Raw genomic sequence first — 22,248 nt, 5'->3', positions numbered from 1 at the left:
TCGTGGACAGCACCACGTCCGTCCTCCAGATCGTCGCTCATCCCGACGACGACCTGTACTTCATGAACCCCACCACGTTCCAGGCGATCAAAGCCGGTGTCCGGACCACCACGGTCTACCTCACCAACGGGGATGCCACCGGGGAGAACCCGCGGCCATGGTCCACCGAGCCCGTGGTGGCGGACCGCGAGTCCTACGGCAAAGCCCGGCAGAACGGTCTGCGGGCGGCGTACGCGGCGATGGTGCTCGGTGACCGCACCGCGGAGTGGACGTCCGCCACGTGGCGGACGGCGGACGGCGGGCTGGCCGAGGTCTACTCGCTGGCGGCCGCGCCATGGGTCTCCCTCCACTTCCTGAACATCCGCCAGCACGGAACCCCGGAGGGTACGCCGCGGAGCCTGCACAAGCTGTGGCGGGGCGAGACGGAGAGGGTGCCGACGCTGGTTCCCCGGGGCTCTCTGGTGACCGAGAGCTACTGGTACACCCGGCCGGGGCTCGTCGCGACCCTGGTGCATCTGCTGGAGTTCGTGAGGCCCACCGTGATCCGGACCATGGACCCCGATCCCGACCGGCTGGTGCACGACGAAAAGTTCCGTCAGCACCACGACTACGGTGATTTCAGCGATCACTGCGACCACACCGCCGCCGCCCTCTTCACCTGGACCGCGCTCTCCCAGTACCGGGGCCCCGCCGAGGACCGCCATTTCGTCGTGGAGCCGTTCCGCGGCTACTACAACGAGCGTTGGCCGCACAACCTCAGCCCGCGGGCGGTCTCGCTGAAGGAGTTCTTCCTCAACATCTACGGGGCGGCCGACGGGTACGACTGCGGCGACCCGGCGGGCAGCGGGGACTACGCGGTGGGGCTCAACTCCCGCGGCCCCGGCTGGGTACAGTCCACGACTCCGCGCTACCCCATGACGGCACGGTGGCTGGCCCCGGACGCGCGGGGCCGGCTCACGGCCTTCGCCGTGATCGACCAGCAGGCGGCCGTGTGGATACAGGCGCACCCCGGGGGAGAGCAGTGGCGCGGCCCGTTCCTGCTGGGTGGTGCGCCACTGGCTCCGGGACTCGCCGTGAGCCTCACGCCGGACGGCCGCTGGCAGATCTTCGCCGAGCGGCTGTCGTACCTGGCCGCCGACGACACCCACGCCCGGGAGATCGTCGCCCTGGAACAGACCACCCAGGACGGCCTGTTCGGCGAGTGGGTCAGCCTCGGGAACCCCTCCGAGACCGACCGTCGCAGAAACCGGCACCTGGGAACGCCGGTGGTGACCCGGGACGGTACGGGCCACCTGCACCTCTTCGTCCGCAACGCGGGGCAGGGCGTGCACACCCGGGTCCAGGCGGTAGACGGCTCCTGGAGCGAGTGGGAGGACCTGCGCGGACACGACCTCCAGGAGGGGCTTTCCGCCCTCACCGCTGCCAGCGGACTCGTCGAGCTCTTCGGTTCCAGCCGGGAGGGTGTCTTCCACTGGAGCCAGAGCACCATCGACGCCTCTCCTTCGCGGGCGCCCCGGTTCCGGCTGAGTGTGCCCTCCAGCCCGCCGACCGCCCTGGTACAGCCCAACGGGCGCGTGATGGTCGTCTTCCGCGAGCCCGACGAGGGCCGGATGATGCTGGCCGAGGAGGAGACACCCGGCGGTCGCTGGAACAAGCCCGCCGCTCCGATCGGCGGCAGGGGCGGGTTCGGGCCCATCGCGAGCGCCGCGGGTCCGACGCCGGACATCGGCACGATCATGGTGACCCGCAGCGACTTCGGGGGCCTGGCCTTCCGCTTCCATCCCGACGACGCGCCGTGGGAGGAACTGTCCACGGCGTCGCTCGGCGGCACGGTGGTGGGTGCACCCTCCGTCTGCTTCGACCCGGCCGGGCGCGCGGTGGTGGCGGCCCTCGGCAACGACGGACGACTCCACGTGACGACCCAGCAGGAGCCCGGCCGGGGCGGTTTCGGTCCCTGGACGACGGTCGGCTGACCGGCCGGGTCCGCTCGAACGTCCGCCCCGCGTCCGGCTCACGGGCCGGGGCGGACCTCGGCGTACACGGGAGCGTGGTCCGAGTAGCCGTTGGGCGCGGGGCTGTCCGGCTCGTTGGGCGTGGTGTCCATCCTGCTCCGGTCGACGTCGCAGGCCGTGATCCGATCGGCGTCGCCCGGACCCCGTTCGGCGAAGACGTGGTCGAGCTGGTGGTAGGAGTGCGCCCGCATGGCCGGATCCCACTCGTGGAAGGTCGGTGTCTCCCCGCCGGTGCTGTTCTTGCCGGGGCACTGGGAGGACGTGGAGCTGAGTGGTTCCAGTTGAGGAGCCGTCGCGTTGCGGTTGAAGTCCCCGGTGAGCACGGTGGGACGGTCCTCCTCGCGGACGAACGCCCGGACGGCGGCGATCTGCCCGTCCACCCGGGCCTCCTCGCCCGGGAGGATGTGGGTGGTGCACGGAGTCTGTGACCAGCCGCGGACCTTGACGCACAGCACCGGAAGCGTCTGCTCGCTGAGGCCCTCGGGGTCCGGCGGCAAAGTGTTCTCGGACCGGGTGCGGACGATGTCGCCCCGGACGGCGACCGCCACTCCCAGATCGCCCGGCAGGCCGTCGCGGCAACGGGTCTCGCCGTTCGGGCGGGCGCCCTTCGCGTGGCGGAACGACCAGCCCGGGCCCAAGGCCGCACGGAGCAGGGAGAGATGGCTGCCCGCGGCCCCGCCGCAGACCTCTTGCAGGGTGATCACGTCGGCCTCGCGTTCACGTGCCATCGCCGCGATCTGGGCGATCTTTTCCTCGGGGCGGTCGCGGTAGGGGCAGTAGCCCGCCTGGCCGCGGTTTCCGCCCGCCTCCCCGCAGATGTTCCAGGTGAGCACGCGGAGTGTCCGCGGCGGGAGCGCCGGGCCGGGCACCGCGTCCTCGTCGTGGACGGCGCAGCCTCCGAAGACGGCCCCGGCGACCAGCAGCAGGACGGCGCCGACACCGGTCACGACGTCTCGCCCGCTGCCGCGCCTGACGCCACGTCTACGGAGGGGCACGTTACCTCTTCGGGGCAGGGAGACCGACGTACCCCATGATTTCACACTCCGTGACCAAGGCGGCCGTCGCGCCCGCTGGTCCCCGCCCGCACGGAAACGGGCCGTACGGAGCACTCCTCCGTACGGCCCGTCCACGCCGGCCGGCCGACGTGCCGGCCTCGGTCGTTACGCCGGTACGCTCGCCACGCCCGGCGCCAGGAACGGCTTGCCGTTCACGCGCGCGGAGACACCCGCCCGGTCCAGGTACGGCGTGATGCCGCCCAGGTGGAACGGCCAGCCCGCACCGGTGATCAGGCAGAGGTCGATGTCCTGCGCCTCGGCGACGACGCCCTCGTCGAGCATCAGGCCGATCTCCTCGGCCACCGCGTCCAGGACGCGGTCACGGGTCTGCTCCTCCGTCAGGACGGTGTCGCCCTGCTCCAGGAGAGCGGCGACCTCGGGGTCCAGCTCCGGCTTGCCGGAGTCGTAGACGTAGAAGCCGCGCTTGCCCGCCTTGACGACCGCCGCGAGGTTCGCGGAGACCGTGAAGCGCTCCGGGAAGGCGCGGTGCAGGGTCTCGGAGACGTGCAGACCGATCGCCGGGCCCACCAGCTCCAGCAGGACCAGCGGCGACATCGGCAGACCGAGCGGCTCGACGGCGCGCTCGGCGACGGCGACCGGGGTGCCCTCGTCGATGACGTTCTGGATCTCGCCCATGAAGCGGGTGAGGATGCGGTTGACGACGAACGCCGGGGCGTCCTTCACCAGCACCGCGGTCTTCTTCAGCTTCCGGGCCACACCGAACGCCGTCGCCAGCGCGGCGTCGTCGGTGAGCTCGCCGCGCACGATCTCCAGCAGCGGGAGGATCGCGACCGGGTTGAAGAAGTGGAAGCCGACGACCCGCTCCGGGTTCTTCAGCTTCGACGCCATCTCGGTGACCGAGAGCGAGGAGGTGTTGGTGGCGAGGATCGCGTGCGCCGGTGCGACCGCCTCGACCTCCGCGAACACCTGCTGCTTGACGCCGATCTCCTCGAAGACGGCCTCGATGATGAAGTCGGCGTCGGAGAAGCCCTCCGCCTTGTCCAGCACACCGGTCACCAGGGCCTTGAGGCGGTTGGCCTTGTCCTGGTTGATGCGGCCCTTGCCGAGCAGCTTGTCGATCTCGGCGTGGACGTAGCCCACACCCTTGTCGACGCGCGCCTGGTCGATGTCCGTGAGGACGACCGGTACTTCCAGGCGGCGCAGGAAGAGCAGCGCGAGCTGGCTGGCCATCAGACCGGCGCCGACGACACCGACCTTGGTGACCGGACGGGCCAGGCTCTTGTCCGGAGCGCCGGCCGGACGCTTCGCGCGGCGCTGCACCAGGTTGAAGGCGTACAGCCCGGAGCGCAGCTCACCGCTCATGATCAGGTCGGCGAGCGCCCGGTCCTCGGCGTCGAAGCCGGCACCCAGGTCGCCGTCCTTGGCGGCGGCGATGATCTCCAGCGCCCGGTAGGCGGCCGGGGCCGCGCCGTGCACCTTGGAGTCCGCGATGGCCCGGCCTCGCGCGACGGCCTGGTCCCAGGCGTCGCCGCGGTCGATCGCGGCACGCTCGACCACGGTCTCGCCCGTGAGGACGCCGGCCGTCCACACGAGCGACCGCTCCAGGAAGTCCGCACCCTCGAAGAGCGCGTCGGCGATACCGAGCTCGAAGACCTGCGCGCCCTTGAGCTGGCGGTTCTGGTTCAGCGAGTTCTCGATGATCACCGAGACCGCGCGGTCGGCGCCGATCAGGTTCGGCAGCAGCGCGCAGCCGCCCCAGCCGGGCACCAGACCGAGGAAGACCTCGGGCAGCGAGAAGGCGGGGAGCGCCTTGGAGACGGTGCGGTACGAGCAGTGCAGGCCGACCTCGACGCCGCCGCCCATCGCGGCGCCGTTGTAGTACGCGAAGGTCGGAACCGCGAGGCCGGAGAGACGGCGGAAGACGTCGTGGCCGCCCTTGCCGATCGCCAGCGCGTCCTCGTGGCGCTTCAGCAGCTCGACGCCCTTGAGGTCGGCGCCCACGGCGAAGATGAACGGCTTGCCGGTGATGCCGATACCGACGATCGAACCCTCGGACGCCTCCTTCTCGACCTGGTCGATCGCGGCGTCCAGGTTGGCCAGCGACTGCGGGCCGAAGGTGGTCGGCTTGGTGTGGTCCAGGCCGTTGTCCAGCGTGATGAGGGCGAACCTGCCCGCACCCGCCGGGAGGTCGAGGTGGCGCACGTGTGCCTGGGTGACGACCTCGCCCGGGAAGAGCTCGGCCGCTCCCTTCAGCAGCTCGGTGGTGGAGCTCACTTGGTGCCTCCGTCGGCGTCGAAGTGCGGGTTCTCCCAGATGACCGTGGCGCCCATGCCGAAGCCCACGCACATCGTGGTGATGCCGTAGCGGACCTCCGGCTGCTCCTCGAACTGGCGGGCCAGCTGCGTCATCAGACGGACGCCGGAGGAGGCGAGCGGGTGGCCGTAGGCGATGGCGCCGCCGTACTGGTTCACGCGCGGGTCGTCGTCGGCGATGCCGTAGTGGTCGAGCAGGGCGAGGACCTGCACGGCGAACGCCTCGTTGATCTCGAAGAGACCGATGTCACCGATGGTCAGACCGGCCTTGGCCAGCGCCTTCTCGGTCGCCGGGATCGGGCCGTAGCCCATGACCTCCGGCTCGACGCCGGCGAAGGCGTACGACACGAGACGCATCCGGACCGGCAGGCCCAGCTCGCGGGCGACGTCCTCGGCGGCGAGCAGCGAGGCGGTGGCGCCGTCGTTGAGCCCCGCCGCGTTGCCGGCCGTGACGCGGCCGTGCGGGCGGAACGGGGTCTTGAGGCCCGCGAGGGACTCCATCGTGGTGCCCGGGCGCATCGGCTCGTCGGCGGTGACCAGGCCCCAGCCGGTCTCGCCGGCCTCGGCGTTGGTGCGGCGCACCGAGACCGGCACCAGGTCCTGCTGGATCTTGCCGTTGGCGTACGCCTTGGCGGCCTTCTCCTGCGAGCGCACGGCGTAGGCGTCGGCGCGCTCCTTGCTGATCTGCGGGTAGCGGTCGTGCAGGTTCTCGGCGGTCATGCCCATGAAGAGGGCGGACTCGTCGACCAGCTTCTCCGAGACGAAGCGCGGGTTCGGGTCCACGCCCTCGCCCATCGGGTGGCGGCCCATGTGCTCGACACCGCCGGCCACGACGACGTCGTAGGCGCCGAAGGCGATGGAGCCGGCCGTCGTGGTGACGGCGGTCAGGGCGCCGGCGCACATGCGGTCGATCGAGTAGCCGGGGACGGACTGCGGCAGACCGGCCAGGATTCCGGCGGTCCGGCCGAGGGTGAGGCCCTGGTCGCCGATCTGGGTGGTCGCGGCGATGGCGACCTCGTCGATCCTCGCGGGGTCCAGGTCCGGGTTGCGGCGCAGCAGCTCCCGGATGGCCTTCACGACGAGATCGTCGGCGCGGGTCTCGTGGTAGATGCCCTTCGGGCCCGCCTTGCCGAACGGGGTGCGGACGCCGTCGACGAAGACGACGTCCCGGATGGTACGAGGCACGATGGCTCTCCTCCAGGGTGCGGGATGGCACTGCTGCGGGGCACGCCCGGAAGCGTGCCGCCCGCCCTCATGCTACTCGCGGGTAACCAGACTGCCCACCCCCTGCGGGCGGAGCGTCGAAGGTCACACCTGCTCGGGTCCTCGCGCGGTGACACCAACCTGGCGCGATTTCGATCCTCGCGGCACGCGACGCCGTCCCGGCCCCGGACACGACGACACCCCCGGTCGGCCGTGGAATCCGGTGACCGGGGGTGTCGGGTGTCGTCGTGCGGTGGCTGGACGCCGTCGTGTCCCGGACCGGTGCCGGGAGGCGCCGGACCGTCGCCGGAGGGGCGCCGGACCGGGTGTCAGGAAGCCGCGCCGCTGTTCAGCGCGTCCAGCAGCAGCGGGGCCACGAGACCGATCTGCCAGCGTCGTGCGCCGTACCCCGCGAGCAGGTCCTCGACCGCGCCCGGGGTAACGCTCTTCGGCGGCTCCCAGCAGACCCGGCGCACGGTGTCCGGGGTGATGAGGTTCTCCGGCGGCAGGTTCAGCCGCTCGGCGAGTTCGGAGACGGCGGCGCGGGCGGCCGAGAGCCGGTCCGCCGCCGCGGGGTCCTTGTCCGCCCAGGCGCGCGGCGGCGGCGGGCCCGCGAGCTGCTGGCCGGGCTGCGGCAGCTCGGACTCCGGCAGCGCCTTCGCACGGTCCACGGCGGCCTGCCACTGCTCCAGCTGGCGCCGGTTCACGCGGTGCCCGAAACCGGGCAGCGCGGACAGCGCCTGGACGTTGGCGGGCACCGCGAGCGCGGCCTCCACGATCGCCCCGTCGCCGAGCACCTTGCCGGGGGAGACGTCCCGCCGCTGCGCGACCCGGTCGCGGGTCTCCCACAGCTCCCGTACGACGGCCAGCTGCCGGCGCCTGCGCACCTTGTGCATGCCCGAGGTCCGGCGCCACGGGTCCTTGCGCGGCGGGGCGGGCGGCGCCGACGCGATCGCGTCGAACTCCTCGCGGGCCCACTCCAGCTTCCCCTGGCGGTCCAGCTCCTTCTCCAGCGCGTCCCGCAGGTCGATCAGGAGCTCGACGTCGAGGGCCGCGTAGCGCAGCCACGGGTCGGGGAGTGGCCGGGTGGACCAGTCGACGGCCGAGTGGCCCTTCTCCAGCGCGTACCCCAGGACGTTCTCGACCATCGCGCCCAGGCCGACCCGGGGGAACCCGGCCAGTCGTCCGGCGAGCTCGGTGTCGAAGAGGGACGTGGGGAGCATGCCTATTTCGCGCAGGCAGGGAAGGTCCTGCGTGGCGGCGTGCAGGATCCACTCGGTGCCGGTCAGGGCCTCGCCGAGACCGGACAGGTCCGGGCAGCCCACGGGGTCGACGAGGGCACTGCCCGCGCCCTCGCGGCGCAGCTGTACGAGATAGGCGCGCTGGCCGTAGCGGTAGCCGGAGGCGCGCTCGGCGTCGACGGCCACCGGGCCGCTGCCGGCGGCGAAAGCCGCGATCACCCGGGCGAGGGCGTCGTCGTCCGCCACCACCGGTGGAATGCCCTCGCGCGGTTCCAGCAAGGGGATCGGCGCCGGGGCGACGTCGTCCGGGGGAGCGCCCCCGGTGGTTCGCAGTGTCGTGTCTGCTGCGGTCTCTTGGGCGTCGGTCACCCGTCAAGGGTATCCGTGTATGCGCGACACCCGACGACGGAACGTTCCGTCGTCGGGTGTCGGGCGCATAAACCGGCCGGATTCGGTATCCCCGCCTGTGCGGGTGCCGGTGGGGGTGGTCAGTGGATGATGCCGGTCCGCAGGGCGACGGCGACCATTCCCGCGCGGTCTCCGGTGCCGAGCTTGCGGGCGATGCGGGCGAGGTGGGACTTGACCGTGAGGGCGGAGAGGCCCATCGAGACGCCGATGGCCTTGTTGGACTGGCCTTCGGCGACCAGGCGGAGCACCTCCACCTCACGGCCGGACAGTTCGCGGTAGCCGCCCGGGTGGCTCGGGGAGCCGGGGGGCCGGCGGTGCATACGGGCGGCGCCGGCGCCGATGGGGGCGACGCCGGGTCGGTTGGGGTGGCCGATGTTGGTACGGGTGCCGGTGACGACGTAGCCCTTGACGCCGCCCGCGAGGGCGTTGCGTACGGCACCGATGTCGTCGGCGGCGGAGAGGGCGAGACCGTTCGGCCAGCCTGCGGCTCGGGTCTCGGACAGCAGGGTCAGCCCGGAACCGTCGGGCAGGTGGACGTCGGCAACGCAGATGTCGCGCGGGTTGCCGACGCGGGGGCGGGCCTCCGCGATGGACGACGCCTCGATGACGTCACGAACTCCGAGGGCCCACAGATGGCGGGTCACGGTGGATCGGACGCGCGGGTCGGCCACGACGACCATGGCCGTCGGCTTGTTCGGGCGGTAGGCGACCAGGCTTGCGGGCTGCTCTAGGAGAACGGACACCAGGCCTCCTGGGGGAGTGGCGGGACGGGCCGGCTCGGGGATGAAGCCGGGGCGAACCGTGCTTGAAGGGTCATTGACCTCTTCGGCAGCAGACCCGTCCTCCTTTAGAGGAAGATCACGATTTGGTGAGTAACAATTCGGACAAATCGGACGCGCGATCGATTGTACGACCATAGGGCCGGTGGTCGGCCGAACCGGTCGGGGGAGCGTCGTCGACCGACGAAAACGCCGCGAGGCGCGGGACGGCCCTCAGGCCTGGGGCCCCCGCCGCTGGGGCAGGGTGACCACCGTCGCGTCGGCCGGACCGGACGGCGGCAGGCCCGCGATCTGGCAGAGCAGGTCGCCCCAGGCCGTCAGGTGTCCCGCCGTGTCCGGCACCCCGCCGGGCCCGTCGCCGGGCGTCCAGGAGGCGCGGATCTCGATCTGGGTCGCGGGACGGCGGCTGCCCAGCTCGCCGAAGTAGTGCGACCCCGCCCGGGTGACCGTGCCGCCCGCCGACCCGTAGGTGAGACCGCGCGCCTCCAGGGCGCCCGTCAGCCAGGACCAGCACACCTCGGGCAGCAGCGGGTCGGTGGCCATCTCCGGCTCCAGCTCCGCCCGCACGAGCGTCACCAGGCGAAACGTTCCCTGCCAGGCGTCGTGACCGGCCGGATCGTGCAGCAGCACCAGGCGTCCGTCCGCGAGGTCCTCCTCGCCGTCCACGACCGCCGCCTCCAGGGCGTAGGCGTGCGGGGCCAGCCGTTGCGGCGGTCTGGTCGCCTCGATCTCCAGCTCGGGCCGGAGCCGCGCCGAGCGCAGCGCCTCGACCGCCGACCGGAACCCGGGCGGAGTGGGTTTGCTCTCCGCACCGTCCCTCTGGGAGGTGTGGTCGGAATGATCGGAGAACTGTTCCTGCGCCGGAGCCATGCGGGGAAGAGTAGGCGGAACGCGGGCCGCGCGCAGGGAGAGACACCCTGGTGGGACCGTGCTCCTTGGGGCTTCGTGCGAAGATTCTGTGCGTGAGTGCCAATGACCGCCCCTCGGGCCAGCTGACGACGACCTCCGCCACCCACGACTCGGCGTTCCTGAAGGCGTGCCGACGCGAACCCGTGCCGCACACCCCGGTCTGGTTCATGCGCCAGGCGGGCCGGTCGCTGCCCGAGTACCTGAAGGTCCGCGAGGGCATCGCGATGCTCGACTCCTGCACGATGCCGGAGCTGGTCACCGAGATCACCCTGCAGCCCGTGCGCCGCCACAAGGTCGACGCCGCCGTCTACTACAGCGACATCGTCGTCCCGCTCAAGGCCATCGGCATCGACCTGGACATCAAGCCCGGCGTCGGCCCGGTGATCGCCGACCCGATCCGCACCCGCGCCGACCTGGCCCGGCTGCGCGATCTGACGCCCGAGGACGTCCCGTACGTCACCGAGGCCGTCCGCATGCTCACCGCCGAGCTCGGCGAGACCCCGCTCATCGGCTTCGCGGGCGCCCCGTTCACGCTCGCCAGCTACCTCGTGGAGGGCGGCCCCTCCCGCAACCACGAGCACACCAAGGCCATGATGTACGGCGACCCGGAGCTCTGGGCCGACCTCGTGGACCGGCTCGCGGAGATCACCGGCGCCTTCCTGAAGGTCCAGATCGAGGCGGGTGCCTCGGCCGTGCAGGTCTTCGACTCCTGGGTCGGCGCGCTGTCCCCCGCCGACTACCGCCGCTCCGTGCTGCCCGCCTCCGCCAAGGTCTTCGACGCGGTCGCCTCCTACGGTGTCCCGCGCATCCACTTCGGCGTGGGCACCGGCGAGCTGCTGGGCCTCATGGGCGAGGCCGGTGCCGACGTCGTCGGCGTCGACTGGCGCGTCTCCCTGGACGAGGCCGCCCGCCGCGTCGGCCCCGGCAAGGCGCTCCAGGGCAACCTCGACCCGGCGGTGCTCTTCGCCCCGACCGCCACGGTCGAGGAGAAGACCCGCGAGGTGCTGGACGCCGCCGCCGGCCTGGAGGGACACATCTTCAACCTCGGCCACGGCGTCATGCCGTCGATGGACCCGGACGCCCTCACCCGGCTCGTCGGCTACGTCCACGAGCAGACCGCGCGCTGAACCGCGCCCGGCTCACTCCTCGGTGGGGAGCCAGGTGCCGTGCAGACCGAGCGGCACCCTGACGGGGATCCGGACCCGGGCCACCGGCCCGCCCGCCGGGTCCTCGTCGGGCAGCACCAGGAGCCAGCTGCTGCCGTCCGTACGGTCGGTGGCGTAGGTCAGCCAGTAGCCCCCGCCGTCCGCGGAGCCGGGCGACGGGGCGAACGCGGGCTCGCCGACCGAGAGGTCACCGGCGTCCCACAGGCGGGTGACCGGTCCGCCGCCACCGGTGTCGTACCACCGCAGGGCGTCGTACTCGCCGGAGAGCAGGTCCGGGTTCCGGCCGCTGCCCGCCGCCATCGCGATGCGCCGGTGCGGGCTGCCGACCAGGCGGTCGTCGATGCGGGGCAGCTCCACCCGCATGTCGTCGAGCCGGGTGCGCCGCACGGTACCGGCCGCCGGATCGATCACCGCCCGGGTGAGGCCCCTGGCCGCCGCGTCCGTGGCGGGTCGGCCGGCGCCCTCGCCGGAGTTCTCGCCGCCGAGGGAGAGGGCGGGCCACTGGACGTAGTCGAGGACGACCCGTCCCTCGGGGGTGTCGTAGGCGTTGACGGTGTGCCAGAGCCAGAACGCCTCCTCCCGCGCCCAGCGGACCTCCGTGCCGTCGCGGGGGATCAGCGCCACCCGGGTCCCCCGTTCGGGCCGCCAGGCCAGGAACGAGCCGCCGCTCATGGCGGCGTCGAGGTCGAAGAAGGCCGGGGCGAGGACCAGCACCAGGTAGCGGTCGGTGAGCGCCATGTCGTGGATCATCGACGGCTCCTCCACCCCCGCCACCGGGGTGGGCCCCCTGCTCACGGTGCCGTCCGCCCCGATGACGGACCACGTCAGGTACGGCGGCTCCAGGGCGTAGCAGAAGACCGCCATCTCACCGGTCGACGGATCGGTTTTGGGGTGCGCGGTGATGCCGGCGGGCAGCCGGCCGTCGAAGGTCTCCTTGCCGAGCGTTTCGAGGCCGGGGCCCATGCGGTACGGGCAGTCCGCCTCCGCGAGCGCCAGCAGCCGTCCCGCGTGCTCGACCACGTTGATGTCCGGAATCGGCTTGAAGTCCCCGGCCAGCTCCTGCCCGGCCTCGTCCGCCGTGGGAAAGATCATCGACTCCACCCCTCCCCACAGGGCGTGCCCGGCCTTCTCCTCCGCCTCCATGGCGGGCGTGCGGACGAAGCGGTTGCGGTAGCGCGCGCGGCCCCCGGACATCCACACGCCGTGCAGCATCCCGTCCCCGTCGATCGGGTAGAGGTACGAGCCGACCGGGCTGAAACGCGGGTTCGGGCCGTTGCGCAGATAGACGCCGTCCAGTTCGCGCGGCAGCTCGCCCACGACATCCAGGTCCACCGCGTCGACCTCCTCGGTCACGGGGGCGAACCGTCCGCCGAGATGAGCCACACGGGTCGGGTCGAAGAGGGTGGTCATGGGTCCTCCCTGCGCCTGGGCGTCCTCGCGCTCTCCTCCCTCCAGTGAAGGCCCGGCACCGCCACCGGGCCAGCCCGGCACCCGCCAGGGCTCCGGCCCCGGCCCGGCCGCGGTGCCGGTCGCTCAGGCCGAGCCCGCCGCCCGTACCGCCGTGCTCGCCTTGCGGGCGGCCACCAGGACCGGGTCCCAGACGGGGGAGAAGGGAGGGGCGTACCCCAGGTCGAGGGCGGTCATCTCCTCCACCGTCATGCCGGCGGTCAGCGCCACCGCCGCGATGTCCACCCGCTTCGCCACGCCGTCCCGGCCCACGATCTGCACGCCCAGCAGCCGGCCGGTGCGGTACTCGGCGAGCATCTTCACCGTCATGGGCGCGGCCCCCGGGTAGTAGCCGGCCCGGCCCGTCGACTCGATCGTGGCCGTCACGAACCGCAGCCCGACCGCCAGGGCGTCCTTCTCCCGCAGCCCGGTCCGGGCGATCTCCAGGTCGCAGACCTTGCTCACCGCCGTACCGACCACACCCGGGAACGTCCCGTAACCACCGCCGACGTTGGCGCCGATGATCTGGCCGTGCTTGTTGGCGTGGGTGCCGAGCGCGATGTGCCGGGTGCGCTTCGCCACCAGGTCCAGCACCTCCACGCAGTCGCCGCCCGCCCAGATGTCCTCGTGCCCGACCACCCGCATCGACAGGTCCGTCAGCAGACCGCCGTGCGGTCCGAGCGGCAGCCCGGCCGCACGGGCGAGCTCCGTCTCCGGCTCCACGCCGATGCCGAGCACCACCACGTCCGCCGGGTACGTCTCCGCCTCCGTCACCACCCCGGACACCCGGCCGTCGGGACCGGTGCGGATCCCGGTGACCGCCGCGCGGTTCACCGTCGTGATGCCGAGGCCGTCCATCGCCTCGTGCACCAGGCGTCCCATGTCCGGGTCGAGGGTGGCCATCGGCTGCTCGCCCCGGTTCAGCACGGTCACCTCGAAACCGCGGTTCAGCATGGCCTCGGCCATCTCGACGCCGATGTACCCCGCGCCCACCACCACCGCGCGCCGACGGCCGGGACCGGTCCGGTCCAGCGAGTCCAGCAGGGCCTGGCCGTCGTCCAGCGTCTGCACCCCGTGCACGCCCGGGGCGTCGATCCCGGGCAGCGCCGGGCGCACCGGCCGGGCCCCGGTGCCGATCACCAGCTTGTCGTACCCGGTCCAGGCCGTGGTGCCGGTCTCCAGGTCCACCGCCCGCACCCGACGGCCCGCGACGTCGATCTCCGTCACCTCGGTGCGGGTGCGCAGATCGATGCCGCGGGCCCGGTGCTCCTCGGGCGTACGGGCGATCAGGTCGTCGCGCCCGGCCACGTCCCCGCCCACCCAGTACGGGATGCCGCAGGCGGAGTACGAGGAGAAGTGGCCGCGCTCGAAGGCCGTGATGCTCAGCTCCTCGGGCCCCTTCAGCCTGCGGGCCTGCGACGCGGCGGACATGCCCGCCGCGTCGCCCCCGATGACCACCAGTCGCTCCGTCATGCCAGGTCCCTTCGCCGCAGTGTGCCGACCGACCACGCTAACGGCGTTTCCCGGCGTTTCGCGGCGTTCCCCCCGGCGGGCTCAGGGAGCGGGAGTCGTGCCCGCCTCCTCCCGCTCGTCCGCGGCGACCGGGGCGGCCGTACCGGCCTCCGGGGCGCGGCGGCGGCGCACCAGCCGCCAGACCACCAGGACCAGGGCGACGGCCGCCAGGAACGGGGCGGTGGCGCCGATCGCCATCGCGATCCAGCGCAGCGTCGTCACGAACGCGTCCCACCCGCCGGTCACCGCGTCCCAGAACCCGGGATCGTCGTCGCCGACGGCACCGGGCGAGTCCGGCTCCATGAGGTCCAGGGTGATCGTCGCCAGCGAGGTGCGGTCGGCCAGGCTCGCCCGCTGCGCCAGCAGGGACTCCAGGTCCGCCTGACGGCTGCTCAACTCCCCTTCGAGGGCGACGACATCGCTGATCCGTTCCGCCTTCTCCATCAGGGCACGCACCCGGTCGACGCTCGCCCGCTGGGTCGCGACGCGGCTCTCCACGTCCACGACCTGGTCGGTGACGTCCTTCGCCTCCGAGGTGCGCGACAGCAGTCTGCCGGCGCCGGTCAGCCGCTTCAGCACGTCCTCGTACCGGTCCTCCGGGACGCGCAGCACGAGGTGCGAGGCGTCGTGGACGTCGTCCACCCGCTCGGTCGCCTCGCTCTCCACGAGCCCACCGCTGCCCTCGGCGGCGGACCGGGCCGCGGCGACCGCCTTCGGAACGCTCCTCACCTCGATGGACATCTCCGTGGTGCGGATGACGTGGGCGGCGGTCGCCGTGACCTTGTCCGCCGCCTTCCCGTCCGACTTCCCGCCCGCCGCGGGGCGCGTGCCGTCCGGCGTCCCCGAGTCGGCCGCCGCCTCCGCCCCGCCCCCCTCGTCCCGCACGGCGGCCGCCTTGCTGTCGGAGGCCGACTTGTCCGAGCCACCGTCGTTCGCGCCGCACCCCGCCACCGCGAGCAGGACGACGAGGGCCCCGGCCGCGAGGCCCGCCCCCCGGGTACGGAGGCGCGGGCGCTCCGGCCGTCGCTGGGTTCTCTGCGTGGACTGCATAACTTGTCCCCCCGGCTGGTGAGTTGATGTGTGCCCTTGGACGTACTCGCCGCTCGTCAGGTTTCCCGGAAGCGGTTTCGAAGCAGTCACGGTCGGGACTCGTTCCGGGTTTGAGAGAGTGGACCCATGCAGGGTTCTGAACAGCACGCGCACGCGAACACGCCGCACGTCGTCGTCGTCGGCGGAGGGATCGCCGGACTGGCCGCCGCCCACCGGCTGCTCGGCAGCGGGGTACGGGTCACCCTCCTGGAGGCCTCGGCACGGCTCGGCGGGAAGCTCATGACCGGCGAGGTCGCGGGCGTCCAGGTCGACCTCGGCGCCGAGTCGATGCTCGCCAGGCGCCCCGAAGCGGTCGGCCTGGCCCGCGCCGCCGGACTCGGCGACCGCCTCCAGCCGCCCGCCACGGCCGCCGCCTCCCTCTGGACCCGCGACGCGCTCCGCCCGATGCCCAAGGGCCACGTGATGGGCGTCCCCGGCGACCCGGAGGCGCTGCGCGAGGTGCTCTCGCGCGAGGGCATCGCCCGTATCGCCCAGGAACGCGAGCTGACCGCGACCGCCGTGGGCGACGACGTCGCGGTCGGCGCGTACGTCGCCGACCGGCTCGGCCGCGAGGTCGTCGACCGCCTCGTGGAACCACTGCTCGGCGGGGTGTACGCGGGCGACGCCTACCGGATCTCGCTGCGCGCCGCCGTACCGCAGCTCTTCGACATCGCCCGGCAGGGCGGACCGCTGCTCGACGGGGTGCGCCGGGTCCAGGAGCGGGCCGCCGCGCAGCAGGCGGGCGGACCCGTCTTCCAGGGCATCGCGGGCGGCCTCGGCACCCTGCCGGACGCGGTGGCCGACACCGTACGGGCCCAGGGCGGCGAGATCCTCACCGCGACCCCGGTACTCGGCCTGTCCCGTACGGAGAACGGCTGGGACGTCCGTACGGAGACCCGGGTGATCACCGCCGACGGCATCGTCCTCGCCACCCCCGCCTGGTCCGCCTCCACCCTGCTGGCCGCCGAGTCCCCGGCGGCCTCCGCCGAGCTCGCGGGCGTCGAGTACGCCTCGATGGCCCTGATCACCATGGCGTTCCGGCGTGCCGACGCCGAGGCGGTGGAGGCCCTGCGCGGGCGGTCCGGCTTCCTGGTGCCGCCGGTCGACGGCCGCACGATCAAGGCCGCCACCTTCTCCAGCAACAAGTGGCAGTGGGTCGCCGACGCCGACCCCGGCCTCTTCGTGCTCCGCACCTCCGTCGGCCGCTACGGCGACGAGGACCACCTGCACCGCGAGGACGACGAACTCACCGCGGTCTCCCGCACCGACCTCGCCGCCGCCACCGGCCTCACCGCCGCACCCGTCGGCACCACGGTCACCCGGTGGATCGGCGGACTCCCGCAGTACCCGGTCGGCCACCTCTCCAAGGTCGACCGCATCCGGGGCGAGGTCGCGAAGCTGCCCGCCCTGCGGGTCTGCGGCGCGGTCTACGACGGCGTCGGCATCCCCGCCTGCGTCGGCAGCGCCCAGCGCGCCGCCGACGAGATCGCGGCCGAGCTGACGGGCCGGCCGTGAGCCCCGTGATCTCCCTTGCCGCGCCCGCCGCGACGGCCCCTTCACAGGAGATCACCGGGGCTCGCCGGGGGCTCATGGGGGAGCTCGCGGGGAGGATCGCGGTGAAGATCGCGGGGGAGATCATCGCCACGCCGACCCTGGTTCGGGGCACGGAAGACGAGGCGGGACAATAGCCGTATGAGTGCGCCTGAGAAGATCCCGAACGCCGGCAAGAAGGCCAAGGACCTCAACGAGGTCATCCGCTACACCCTGTGGTCCGTCTTCAAGCTGCGCGACGTGCTGCCGGACGACCGCGCGGGCTACGCCGACGAGGTCCAGGAGCTGTTCGACCAGCTCGCCGCCAAGGACATCACCGTCCGGGGCACCTATGACCTCTCCGGTCTGCGCGCCGACGCCGACCTGATGATCTGGTGGCACGCCGAGACCTCGGACGAGCTCCAGGAGGCGTACAACCTCTTCCGGCGCACCAAGCTGGGCCGCGCGCTGGAGCCGGTCTGGTCGAACATGGCGCTGCACCGCCCCGCCGAGTTCAACAAGTCGCACATCCCGGCCTTCCTGGCCGACGAGACGCCCCGCGACTACGTCAGCGTCTACCCGTTCGTGCGCAGCTACGACTGGTACCTGCTGCCCGACGAGGACCGCCGCCGGATGCTCGCCGACCACGGCAAGATGGCCCGCGGTTTCCCGGACGTCCGCGCCAACACCGTGGCGTCGTTCTCGCTCGGCGACTACGAGTGGCTCCTCGCCTTCGAGGCCGACGAGCTCTACCGCATCGTCGACCTGATGCGCCACCTGCGGGCCTCCGAGGCGCGCATGCACGTGCGCGAAGAGGTGCCGTTCTACACCGGTCGCCGCAAGGCGGTCGCCGACCTCGTCGCGGGACTCGCGTAGGGTCCTCTGGTCGGCGTTCTCCCGGGGGCCCTCCCGGAAGACCGCCGGCCACCCGCACACCTGGTGGCCCGACTCGCAATGCCGGCGTTTCCCGGCCACCCCCGACCCGGAAGATCAGACGGCGTCCGGACGCGTCCAGCGTCACGGACAGCCGCTCCAGCGACACCGGGTCCGGCTCCGGGTGCGGCTCGCAGCCTGCGTGCCGCACCGGCGTCCTTCCGGGGCGTGCGTGGTCATACGTGACCCGCACGCCCCGGGACCCAGGGCCCGCGTCCGCATCCCTCCGCGAGGTACCGGGGCGCGGCGGCGCGACCGCCTCCCGGGCCGCCCCAGAAGAAAGCCCGAGGCCCGGTCATGACGCCCCCTCCCGTTCCGTCGCATCCGCCCGTCACCGTCATCGGTGAAGCCGTCGCCGACGCCTTCCTCGGGACGACCGCACCGGACGGATCGACCCCGCTGACCGTCCACGCGGGCGGCGGCCCCGCCAACACCGCCGTCGCGCTCGCCCGGCTCGGCACCCCCACCCGCTTCGCGGGCCGCCTCTCGAAGGGCCCGCTCGGCACCCTGCTGCGCGAGCGGCTCGCCTCCTCCGGCGTCGACCTCGGCCCCTCGGTCACCAGCGCCCGCCCCGCGACCCTCGCCCTCGCGCGCGTCGACGAGACCGGCGGCGCCTCCTACGACTTCTACGCCGAGGCCACCGCGGACTGGCAGTGGACGCCCGCCGAGCTCACCGCGGCCCTCGCGGCCGAACCGCCCTCCGCCTGCGTCCACACCGGCAGCCTCGCCCTCGCGCTCCCGCCGGGCGCCGCCGCGATCGAAGCAGCCCTGGAGCACGCCCGGCACACCGCCACCGTCTGCGTCGACCCCAATGTGCGCCCCACCCTGGTCGACGTCGAGCGGCTGCGCTCCCGGCTGCCGCACTGGTGCGCCCTGGCCGACATCGTCCGGGTCAGCGCCGACGACGTGGAGCTGCTGATGCCGGGGACCGGGCCGGACGAGGCCGCCGACCGGCTGCTCGCGGCGGGCGCCGGGCTCGCGGTGGTGACCCTCGGCGGCGACGGCGCCCTCGCCCGTACCCGCGACCTCGACGTCCGGGTGCCCGCGCCCGCGGTGGACGTGGTCGACACGATCGGCGCCGGGGACGCCTTCACCGCCGGGCTGCTGCACCGCCTCGCGGCGGACGGGCTGCTCGGCGGCCGGCTGGACGGCCTGACCGCACCCGCGCTGCGGGGCGCGATGGAGTTCGCCGCCGCGGTGGCCGCCCGCACCTGCGCGGTGGCGGGCGCCCAGCCGCCGTACGCCGCCGAGATGGAGCAGTCCGGCTGAACCGCCGCCCGGTGCGTGGCGCTTGGCGCCCGGCGCCCGCTGCCCGCTGCCCGGCGCGTGGCGCCTGCCGCGTGGCGCCCGCCGCCCGGTGCGTGCCCGTCAGGAGGCCGGGTCGCCCCGCAGGATGCGCTGCGGTCCGGCGTCCCGGGGGACGGCCCGGTTCAGCGAGAGCGCGTTCGGCTCGCGGTGCGGGGCGCACTCGGCGTCCCGGGCGGGCACTTGGCCCGTCAGCAGGTAGGCCTCCAGGTGGCCGTTGACGCACGCGTTGTCGGCGCCGCCGATGCCGTGCGAACCCGCGTCCCGCTCGGTGACCAGCACCGCCCCGCGCAGCCGCCGCCGCAGCTCCACCGCACCCGCGTACGGCGTCACCCCGTCGCGCTCCGCCGCCAGGACCAGCACCGGCGGGATGTCGCCGGGTCCGGTCCGTACGTCCAGGGGGTCCTGCCGGGGCCGCGGCCAGGAGGCGCACGGCAGGTTCGCCCAGGCGCCCGCCCAGGCGGCGAACGGAGCCCGCAGGGCCGCCCGGGTGTGGTCCCGGTCCCAGACGCTCCAGTCGGCGGGCCACACCCCGTCGTTGCACTCCACCGCCGTGCGGACCGCGTCGGCGTTCTCGTCGCCCTTCGCCGTGTACGGCCGGGGGGACGCCTGCGTGACCAGCGGCTCCGGGTCGCCCTTCGCGTACGCGGCCAGCGCCGACGCCCGCATCGCCCAGTAGTCGTCGTAGTACGCGGCGTTCAGGAAGGCCGCCTGGAGCTGGGCGGTGCCGACCGTGCCGCCCGCCGGGTTCCGCGACACCTCGGACCGCAGACGGTCGTAGACCCCGCGCACCGCGTCGGCGGTCGTCCCCAGGCCGTACACGTCGTCGTGGCGGGCGACCCAGGAGAGGAAGTCCCCGAAGCGGGACTCCAGCGCCCGCGAGCGGGCCAGCCCCGTCCGGTAGCCGATCCGCCGCGCGTCCGGGTCGAGCGGCGAGTCGAAGACCATCCGGCGTACGTGCGAGGGGAACAGCGTCGCGTACAGCGCCCCGACGTAGGCACCCTGGTCCGTGCCCATGAAGGTCAGCCGGGGCTCGCCCAGCGCGGCCCGCAGCACGTCCAGGTCGCGGGCGCCGTCCAGGGAGGAGTAGTGGCGCAGCGCCGGCCCGGCCGCGCGCACGCACCCGTCGGTGTACGCCGTCGCGAGGACGATCCGCTCCCGCTTGTACGCGTACGAGGGCTGCTGCGGCGAGTCCGTGGGCGTCCCGGCCGCCTCCTCGGGGCGGCGGCAGGAGAGCGCGGGCGACGGGGCGACGCCGCGCGGGGCATAGCCGACCAGGTCGTAGGCGCGGGCGGTCTTCCGCCAGGCCGCCCACTCGCCGACCAGCGGGAACGTGATGCTCGCCGCCCCCGGGCCGCCCGGGTCGTAGACCAGCGCGCCCTGGTGCTCGGCCGCCTCGCCGGTGGCGGCCCTCCGGCTGACGGCGAGTTCGAGCTGCGGCCCGAACGGGTGCGCGTAGTCGACCGGAACGGAGAAGGTCCCGCACCGCAGCGACTCGGGCAGCATCTCGCTCTCCGGGCAGTCGCCGAAGGCGATCCCCCGTCTTCCCGCCCGCCCGGCGGCGATCACCGTCCCCCATGGCTCGGGCACCGTGACGTCCGCCCGGGCCGCCGCCCCGGTGAGCGCGGGTGCGGCCGTGGCGGATGCGGCGGCGGGCAGCGAGGCGAGGAGCATCGCCCCGGCCGTCGCGTACCGCGTGAATGCTCTCACCGGTCGGTCCCTTCGTCCGTGCCCCGCGAGGCGTCCTGCGGGGCGGAAGAGGATCGTCGTGCGCGCGCGGCGGTGGAGTAAAGGACCGGCCGACGGCGTGCGGGAGCGTGTCCCGCGTGACGGACCGGCGCACCCGGTGTCAGTACGCGGGCCCCGGACCTCCCGTACGACGGCCCGTCAGCGCGGCGCGGAGCAGCGGGTCCTGCACGGCACGCAGGCCCCGCACGGCGACGGCGGCCAGCAGATGGCGGTGGGTGCCGCGCCCCGGGCCGGACGCCCGCAGCGAGTCGAGCCGCTCCTGCCCGGCGGGGGAGGCCCACGGGCTGTACGGATGGTTCTCGATCCGCACGATGAGCAGGCAGCCCACCACGAGCACCAGCGGCAGCGCGAACCAGACGATCGCCGGACCGCCGGGCGAGAGCGACCGGCCCGGCAGCAGCACGGAGGCGAGCGCCAGCACCACGATCAGCACCGCCGTGCGCTTGACCTCGCCCAGCGCCGCCGCCGTCGCGCCGCGCAGCGCGTGCGGCATCGCGAGGCCGGCCGCCACCAGTCGGTCGGCCAGCGCGCGTACCGGCTCGGCCGCCGCGGCGGCGGCCCGTACCGGCGCGATCCTCGACTGTCCCTCGGGACCGATGGCCCGGATCACGGTGCGCTCGACCTCGTCCCGGCCCTGGGGGTCCACCACCGTGGCCCAGCCGGTGTGGGCCAGCAGCAGACTCCGCCGCAGGTGCATGGAGACCAGCGCCAGATCGGCGACCCGCTCAGGACCGCCGGCCAGGAAGGCCGTCTCGTACAGGCTCAGGTCGTACGGCGCCGGGTCCGGCCGGCGCGAGGAGGCGGCCGGCGGCTGGGCGGCCCTCGCGGCGGCGAGACAGAGCCGCAGGCAGGAGAGGGCCGCCGCGGCCCATGCGATCAGCAGGCATATCAACCAGACCATGGGTGATTTCTATGCGAGCGGAGGAGCGAGCGGTACGGCTCGTTCACCATACGGACACGGATGAGGGGGAGAAGTGGGCTTCCGTGGTGGTCGTTTCCGTGGTTGCTGTTTCGGTAGTTGCTGTTTTCGTGGTTGCCGTTTCCCTTCCGGAGTAGCGTGGGCCGATGATCGTATGGCTCAACGGCACCCACGGTGCGGGCAAGACGACGACCAGCGCCCTCGTGCAGCGGCTGATCCCGGACTCACGGGTTCTCGACGCCGAGAAGGTCGGCGAGACCCTCATGGACATCAAGCCCGGACTGCCCTCGCTCGACAACTTCCAGCACTGGCCGCCGTGGCGCCCGCTCGTGGTCGAGACCGCCCGGCACGTCCTCGACTACACCGGCGGCACACTGGTGATGCCGATGACCGTGCTGGTCGAGGAGTACTGGCGCGAGATCAGCGCGGGCCTCGCCCGCCACGCCATCCCCGTACGCCACTTCGTCCTCCACGCCGACCAGGACACCCTGCGCGGGCGCATCGAGGGCGACTCGGACATGGGCCCCTCCACGTTCCGGCTGCAGTACCTGGAGCCGTACGCCGAGGCGGCCCGCACCTGGCTGCACCGCGAGGCCGAGGTCGTCGACACCACCCGCCTCACGCCCGACGAGACCGCTCGGCGCATCGCGGAGGCCGTGGGGAGGTGAGGGGCGCGGCGGCGGCGGGCGACGGGTGGCAGGAGACACGCTCGCCCGCCG

General features: G+C 73.4%; 17 protein-coding genes. 6 read left to right on the top strand and 11 right to left on the bottom strand.

What is annotated here, in order from left to right:
- Nucleotides 1-2 precede the first annotated feature (2 nt).
- Nucleotides 3-1,973: a PIG-L family deacetylase gene (locus tag ACWCWD_RS15960; RefSeq protein WP_450773350.1), complete on the top strand. Its 1,971-nt coding sequence runs from the start codon at nt 3-5 to the stop codon at nt 1,971-1,973.
- A gap of 38 nt (nt 1,974-2,011) precedes the next feature.
- Here the strand turns inward: ACWCWD_RS15960 and ACWCWD_RS15955 are convergent, their stop codons facing one another.
- The 6 genes from ACWCWD_RS15955 to ACWCWD_RS15930 form a co-directional block, all read right to left on the bottom strand.
- Nucleotides 2,012-2,959 (bottom strand): endonuclease/exonuclease/phosphatase family protein, encoded by a 948-nt coding sequence (locus ACWCWD_RS15955; protein WP_450773348.1) that lies wholly within the window; start codon nt 2,957-2,959, stop codon nt 2,012-2,014.
- Between the two features lie 213 nt (nt 2,960-3,172).
- A complete protein-coding gene (locus tag ACWCWD_RS15950; protein ID WP_450773347.1) occupies nt 3,173-5,302 on the bottom strand; it encodes a 3-hydroxyacyl-CoA dehydrogenase NAD-binding domain-containing protein in 2,130 nt (709 codons plus the stop codon).
- Nucleotides 5,299-6,525, bottom strand: a complete 1,227-nt coding sequence (locus tag ACWCWD_RS15945; protein WP_450773346.1) for a thiolase family protein — start codon at nt 6,523-6,525, stop codon at nt 5,299-5,301. The genes ACWCWD_RS15950 and ACWCWD_RS15945 overlap by 4 nt, the downstream gene beginning before the upstream one ends.
- Nucleotides 6,526-6,872: 347 nt before the next feature.
- A complete protein-coding gene (locus tag ACWCWD_RS15940; RefSeq protein WP_450773344.1) occupies nt 6,873-8,153 on the bottom strand; it encodes a ribonuclease D in 1,281 nt (426 codons plus the stop codon).
- 119 nt (nt 8,154-8,272) lie between these two features.
- Complete coding sequence (locus ACWCWD_RS15935; protein WP_450773343.1) at nt 8,273-8,935, bottom strand: LuxR C-terminal-related transcriptional regulator; 663 nt, start codon at nt 8,933-8,935, stop codon at nt 8,273-8,275.
- 249 nt (nt 8,936-9,184) lie between these two features.
- A complete protein-coding gene (locus ACWCWD_RS15930; protein ID WP_450773341.1) occupies nt 9,185-9,841 on the bottom strand; it encodes a DUF3000 domain-containing protein in 657 nt (218 codons plus the stop codon).
- Between the two features lie 92 nt (nt 9,842-9,933).
- On the opposite strand from ACWCWD_RS15930, the gene hemE reads away from it, so the two are divergent.
- Nucleotides 9,934-11,007: a uroporphyrinogen decarboxylase gene (hemE, locus tag ACWCWD_RS15925; RefSeq protein WP_450773339.1), complete on the top strand. Its 1,074-nt coding sequence runs from the start codon at nt 9,934-9,936 to the stop codon at nt 11,005-11,007.
- 12 nt (nt 11,008-11,019) lie between these two features.
- Here hemE and ACWCWD_RS15920 read toward each other — a convergent pair whose 3' ends face one another.
- The 3 genes from ACWCWD_RS15920 to ACWCWD_RS15910 form a co-directional block, all read right to left on the bottom strand.
- Nucleotides 11,020-12,456, bottom strand: a complete 1,437-nt coding sequence (locus ACWCWD_RS15920; RefSeq protein WP_450773337.1) for a carotenoid oxygenase family protein — start codon at nt 12,454-12,456, stop codon at nt 11,020-11,022.
- A gap of 123 nt (nt 12,457-12,579) precedes the next feature.
- The gene (locus ACWCWD_RS15915; protein ID WP_450773336.1) at nt 12,580-13,965 is read right to left on the bottom strand and encodes an FAD-dependent oxidoreductase; all 1,386 of its coding nucleotides are present in this window, start codon (nt 13,963-13,965) and stop codon (nt 12,580-12,582) included.
- 81 nt (nt 13,966-14,046) lie between these two features.
- Complete coding sequence (locus ACWCWD_RS15910) at nt 14,047-15,054, bottom strand: DUF4349 domain-containing protein (protein WP_450773335.1); 1,008 nt, start codon at nt 15,052-15,054, stop codon at nt 14,047-14,049.
- 126 nt (nt 15,055-15,180) lie between these two features.
- Between ACWCWD_RS15910 and hemG the strand changes: the two genes are divergently transcribed.
- The 3 genes from hemG (at nt 15,181) to ACWCWD_RS15895 (ending at nt 18,825) form a co-directional block, all read left to right on the top strand.
- Nucleotides 15,181-16,608 carry a protoporphyrinogen oxidase gene (gene hemG, locus ACWCWD_RS15905; RefSeq protein ID WP_450773334.1) on the top strand — a complete coding sequence of 476 codons (1,428 nt, stop codon included), beginning with the start codon at nt 15,181-15,183 and terminating at the stop codon, nt 16,606-16,608.
- Nucleotides 16,609-16,785: 177 nt separating this feature from the next.
- Nucleotides 16,786-17,499: a hydrogen peroxide-dependent heme synthase gene (gene hemQ, locus ACWCWD_RS15900; RefSeq protein ID WP_327178727.1), complete on the top strand. Its 714-nt coding sequence runs from the start codon at nt 16,786-16,788 to the stop codon at nt 17,497-17,499.
- A 354-nt stretch (nt 17,500-17,853) separates the two neighbouring features.
- Complete coding sequence (locus ACWCWD_RS15895) at nt 17,854-18,825, top strand: carbohydrate kinase family protein (protein ID WP_450773333.1); 972 nt, start codon at nt 17,854-17,856, stop codon at nt 18,823-18,825.
- 99 nt (nt 18,826-18,924) lie between these two features.
- Here ACWCWD_RS15895 and ACWCWD_RS15890 read toward each other — a convergent pair whose 3' ends face one another.
- Nucleotides 18,925-20,571 (bottom strand): alpha/beta fold hydrolase, encoded by a 1,647-nt coding sequence (locus ACWCWD_RS15890; protein ID WP_450773331.1) that lies wholly within the window; start codon nt 20,569-20,571, stop codon nt 18,925-18,927.
- Nucleotides 20,572-20,710: 139 nt separating this feature from the next.
- Nucleotides 20,711-21,511, bottom strand: a complete 801-nt coding sequence (locus ACWCWD_RS15885; protein ID WP_450773329.1) for a TIGR04222 domain-containing membrane protein — start codon at nt 21,509-21,511, stop codon at nt 20,711-20,713.
- 164 nt (nt 21,512-21,675) lie between these two features.
- Between ACWCWD_RS15885 and ACWCWD_RS15880 the strand changes: the two genes are divergently transcribed.
- Complete coding sequence (locus tag ACWCWD_RS15880; protein ID WP_450773327.1) at nt 21,676-22,197, top strand: AAA family ATPase; 522 nt, start codon at nt 21,676-21,678, stop codon at nt 22,195-22,197.
- The last annotated feature ends 51 nt before the right edge of the window (nt 22,198-22,248 follow it).

Source organism: Streptomyces sp. NPDC001493 (genome assembly GCF_053597235.1).
This window is presented reverse-complemented; position numbering and strand designations above follow the sequence as displayed.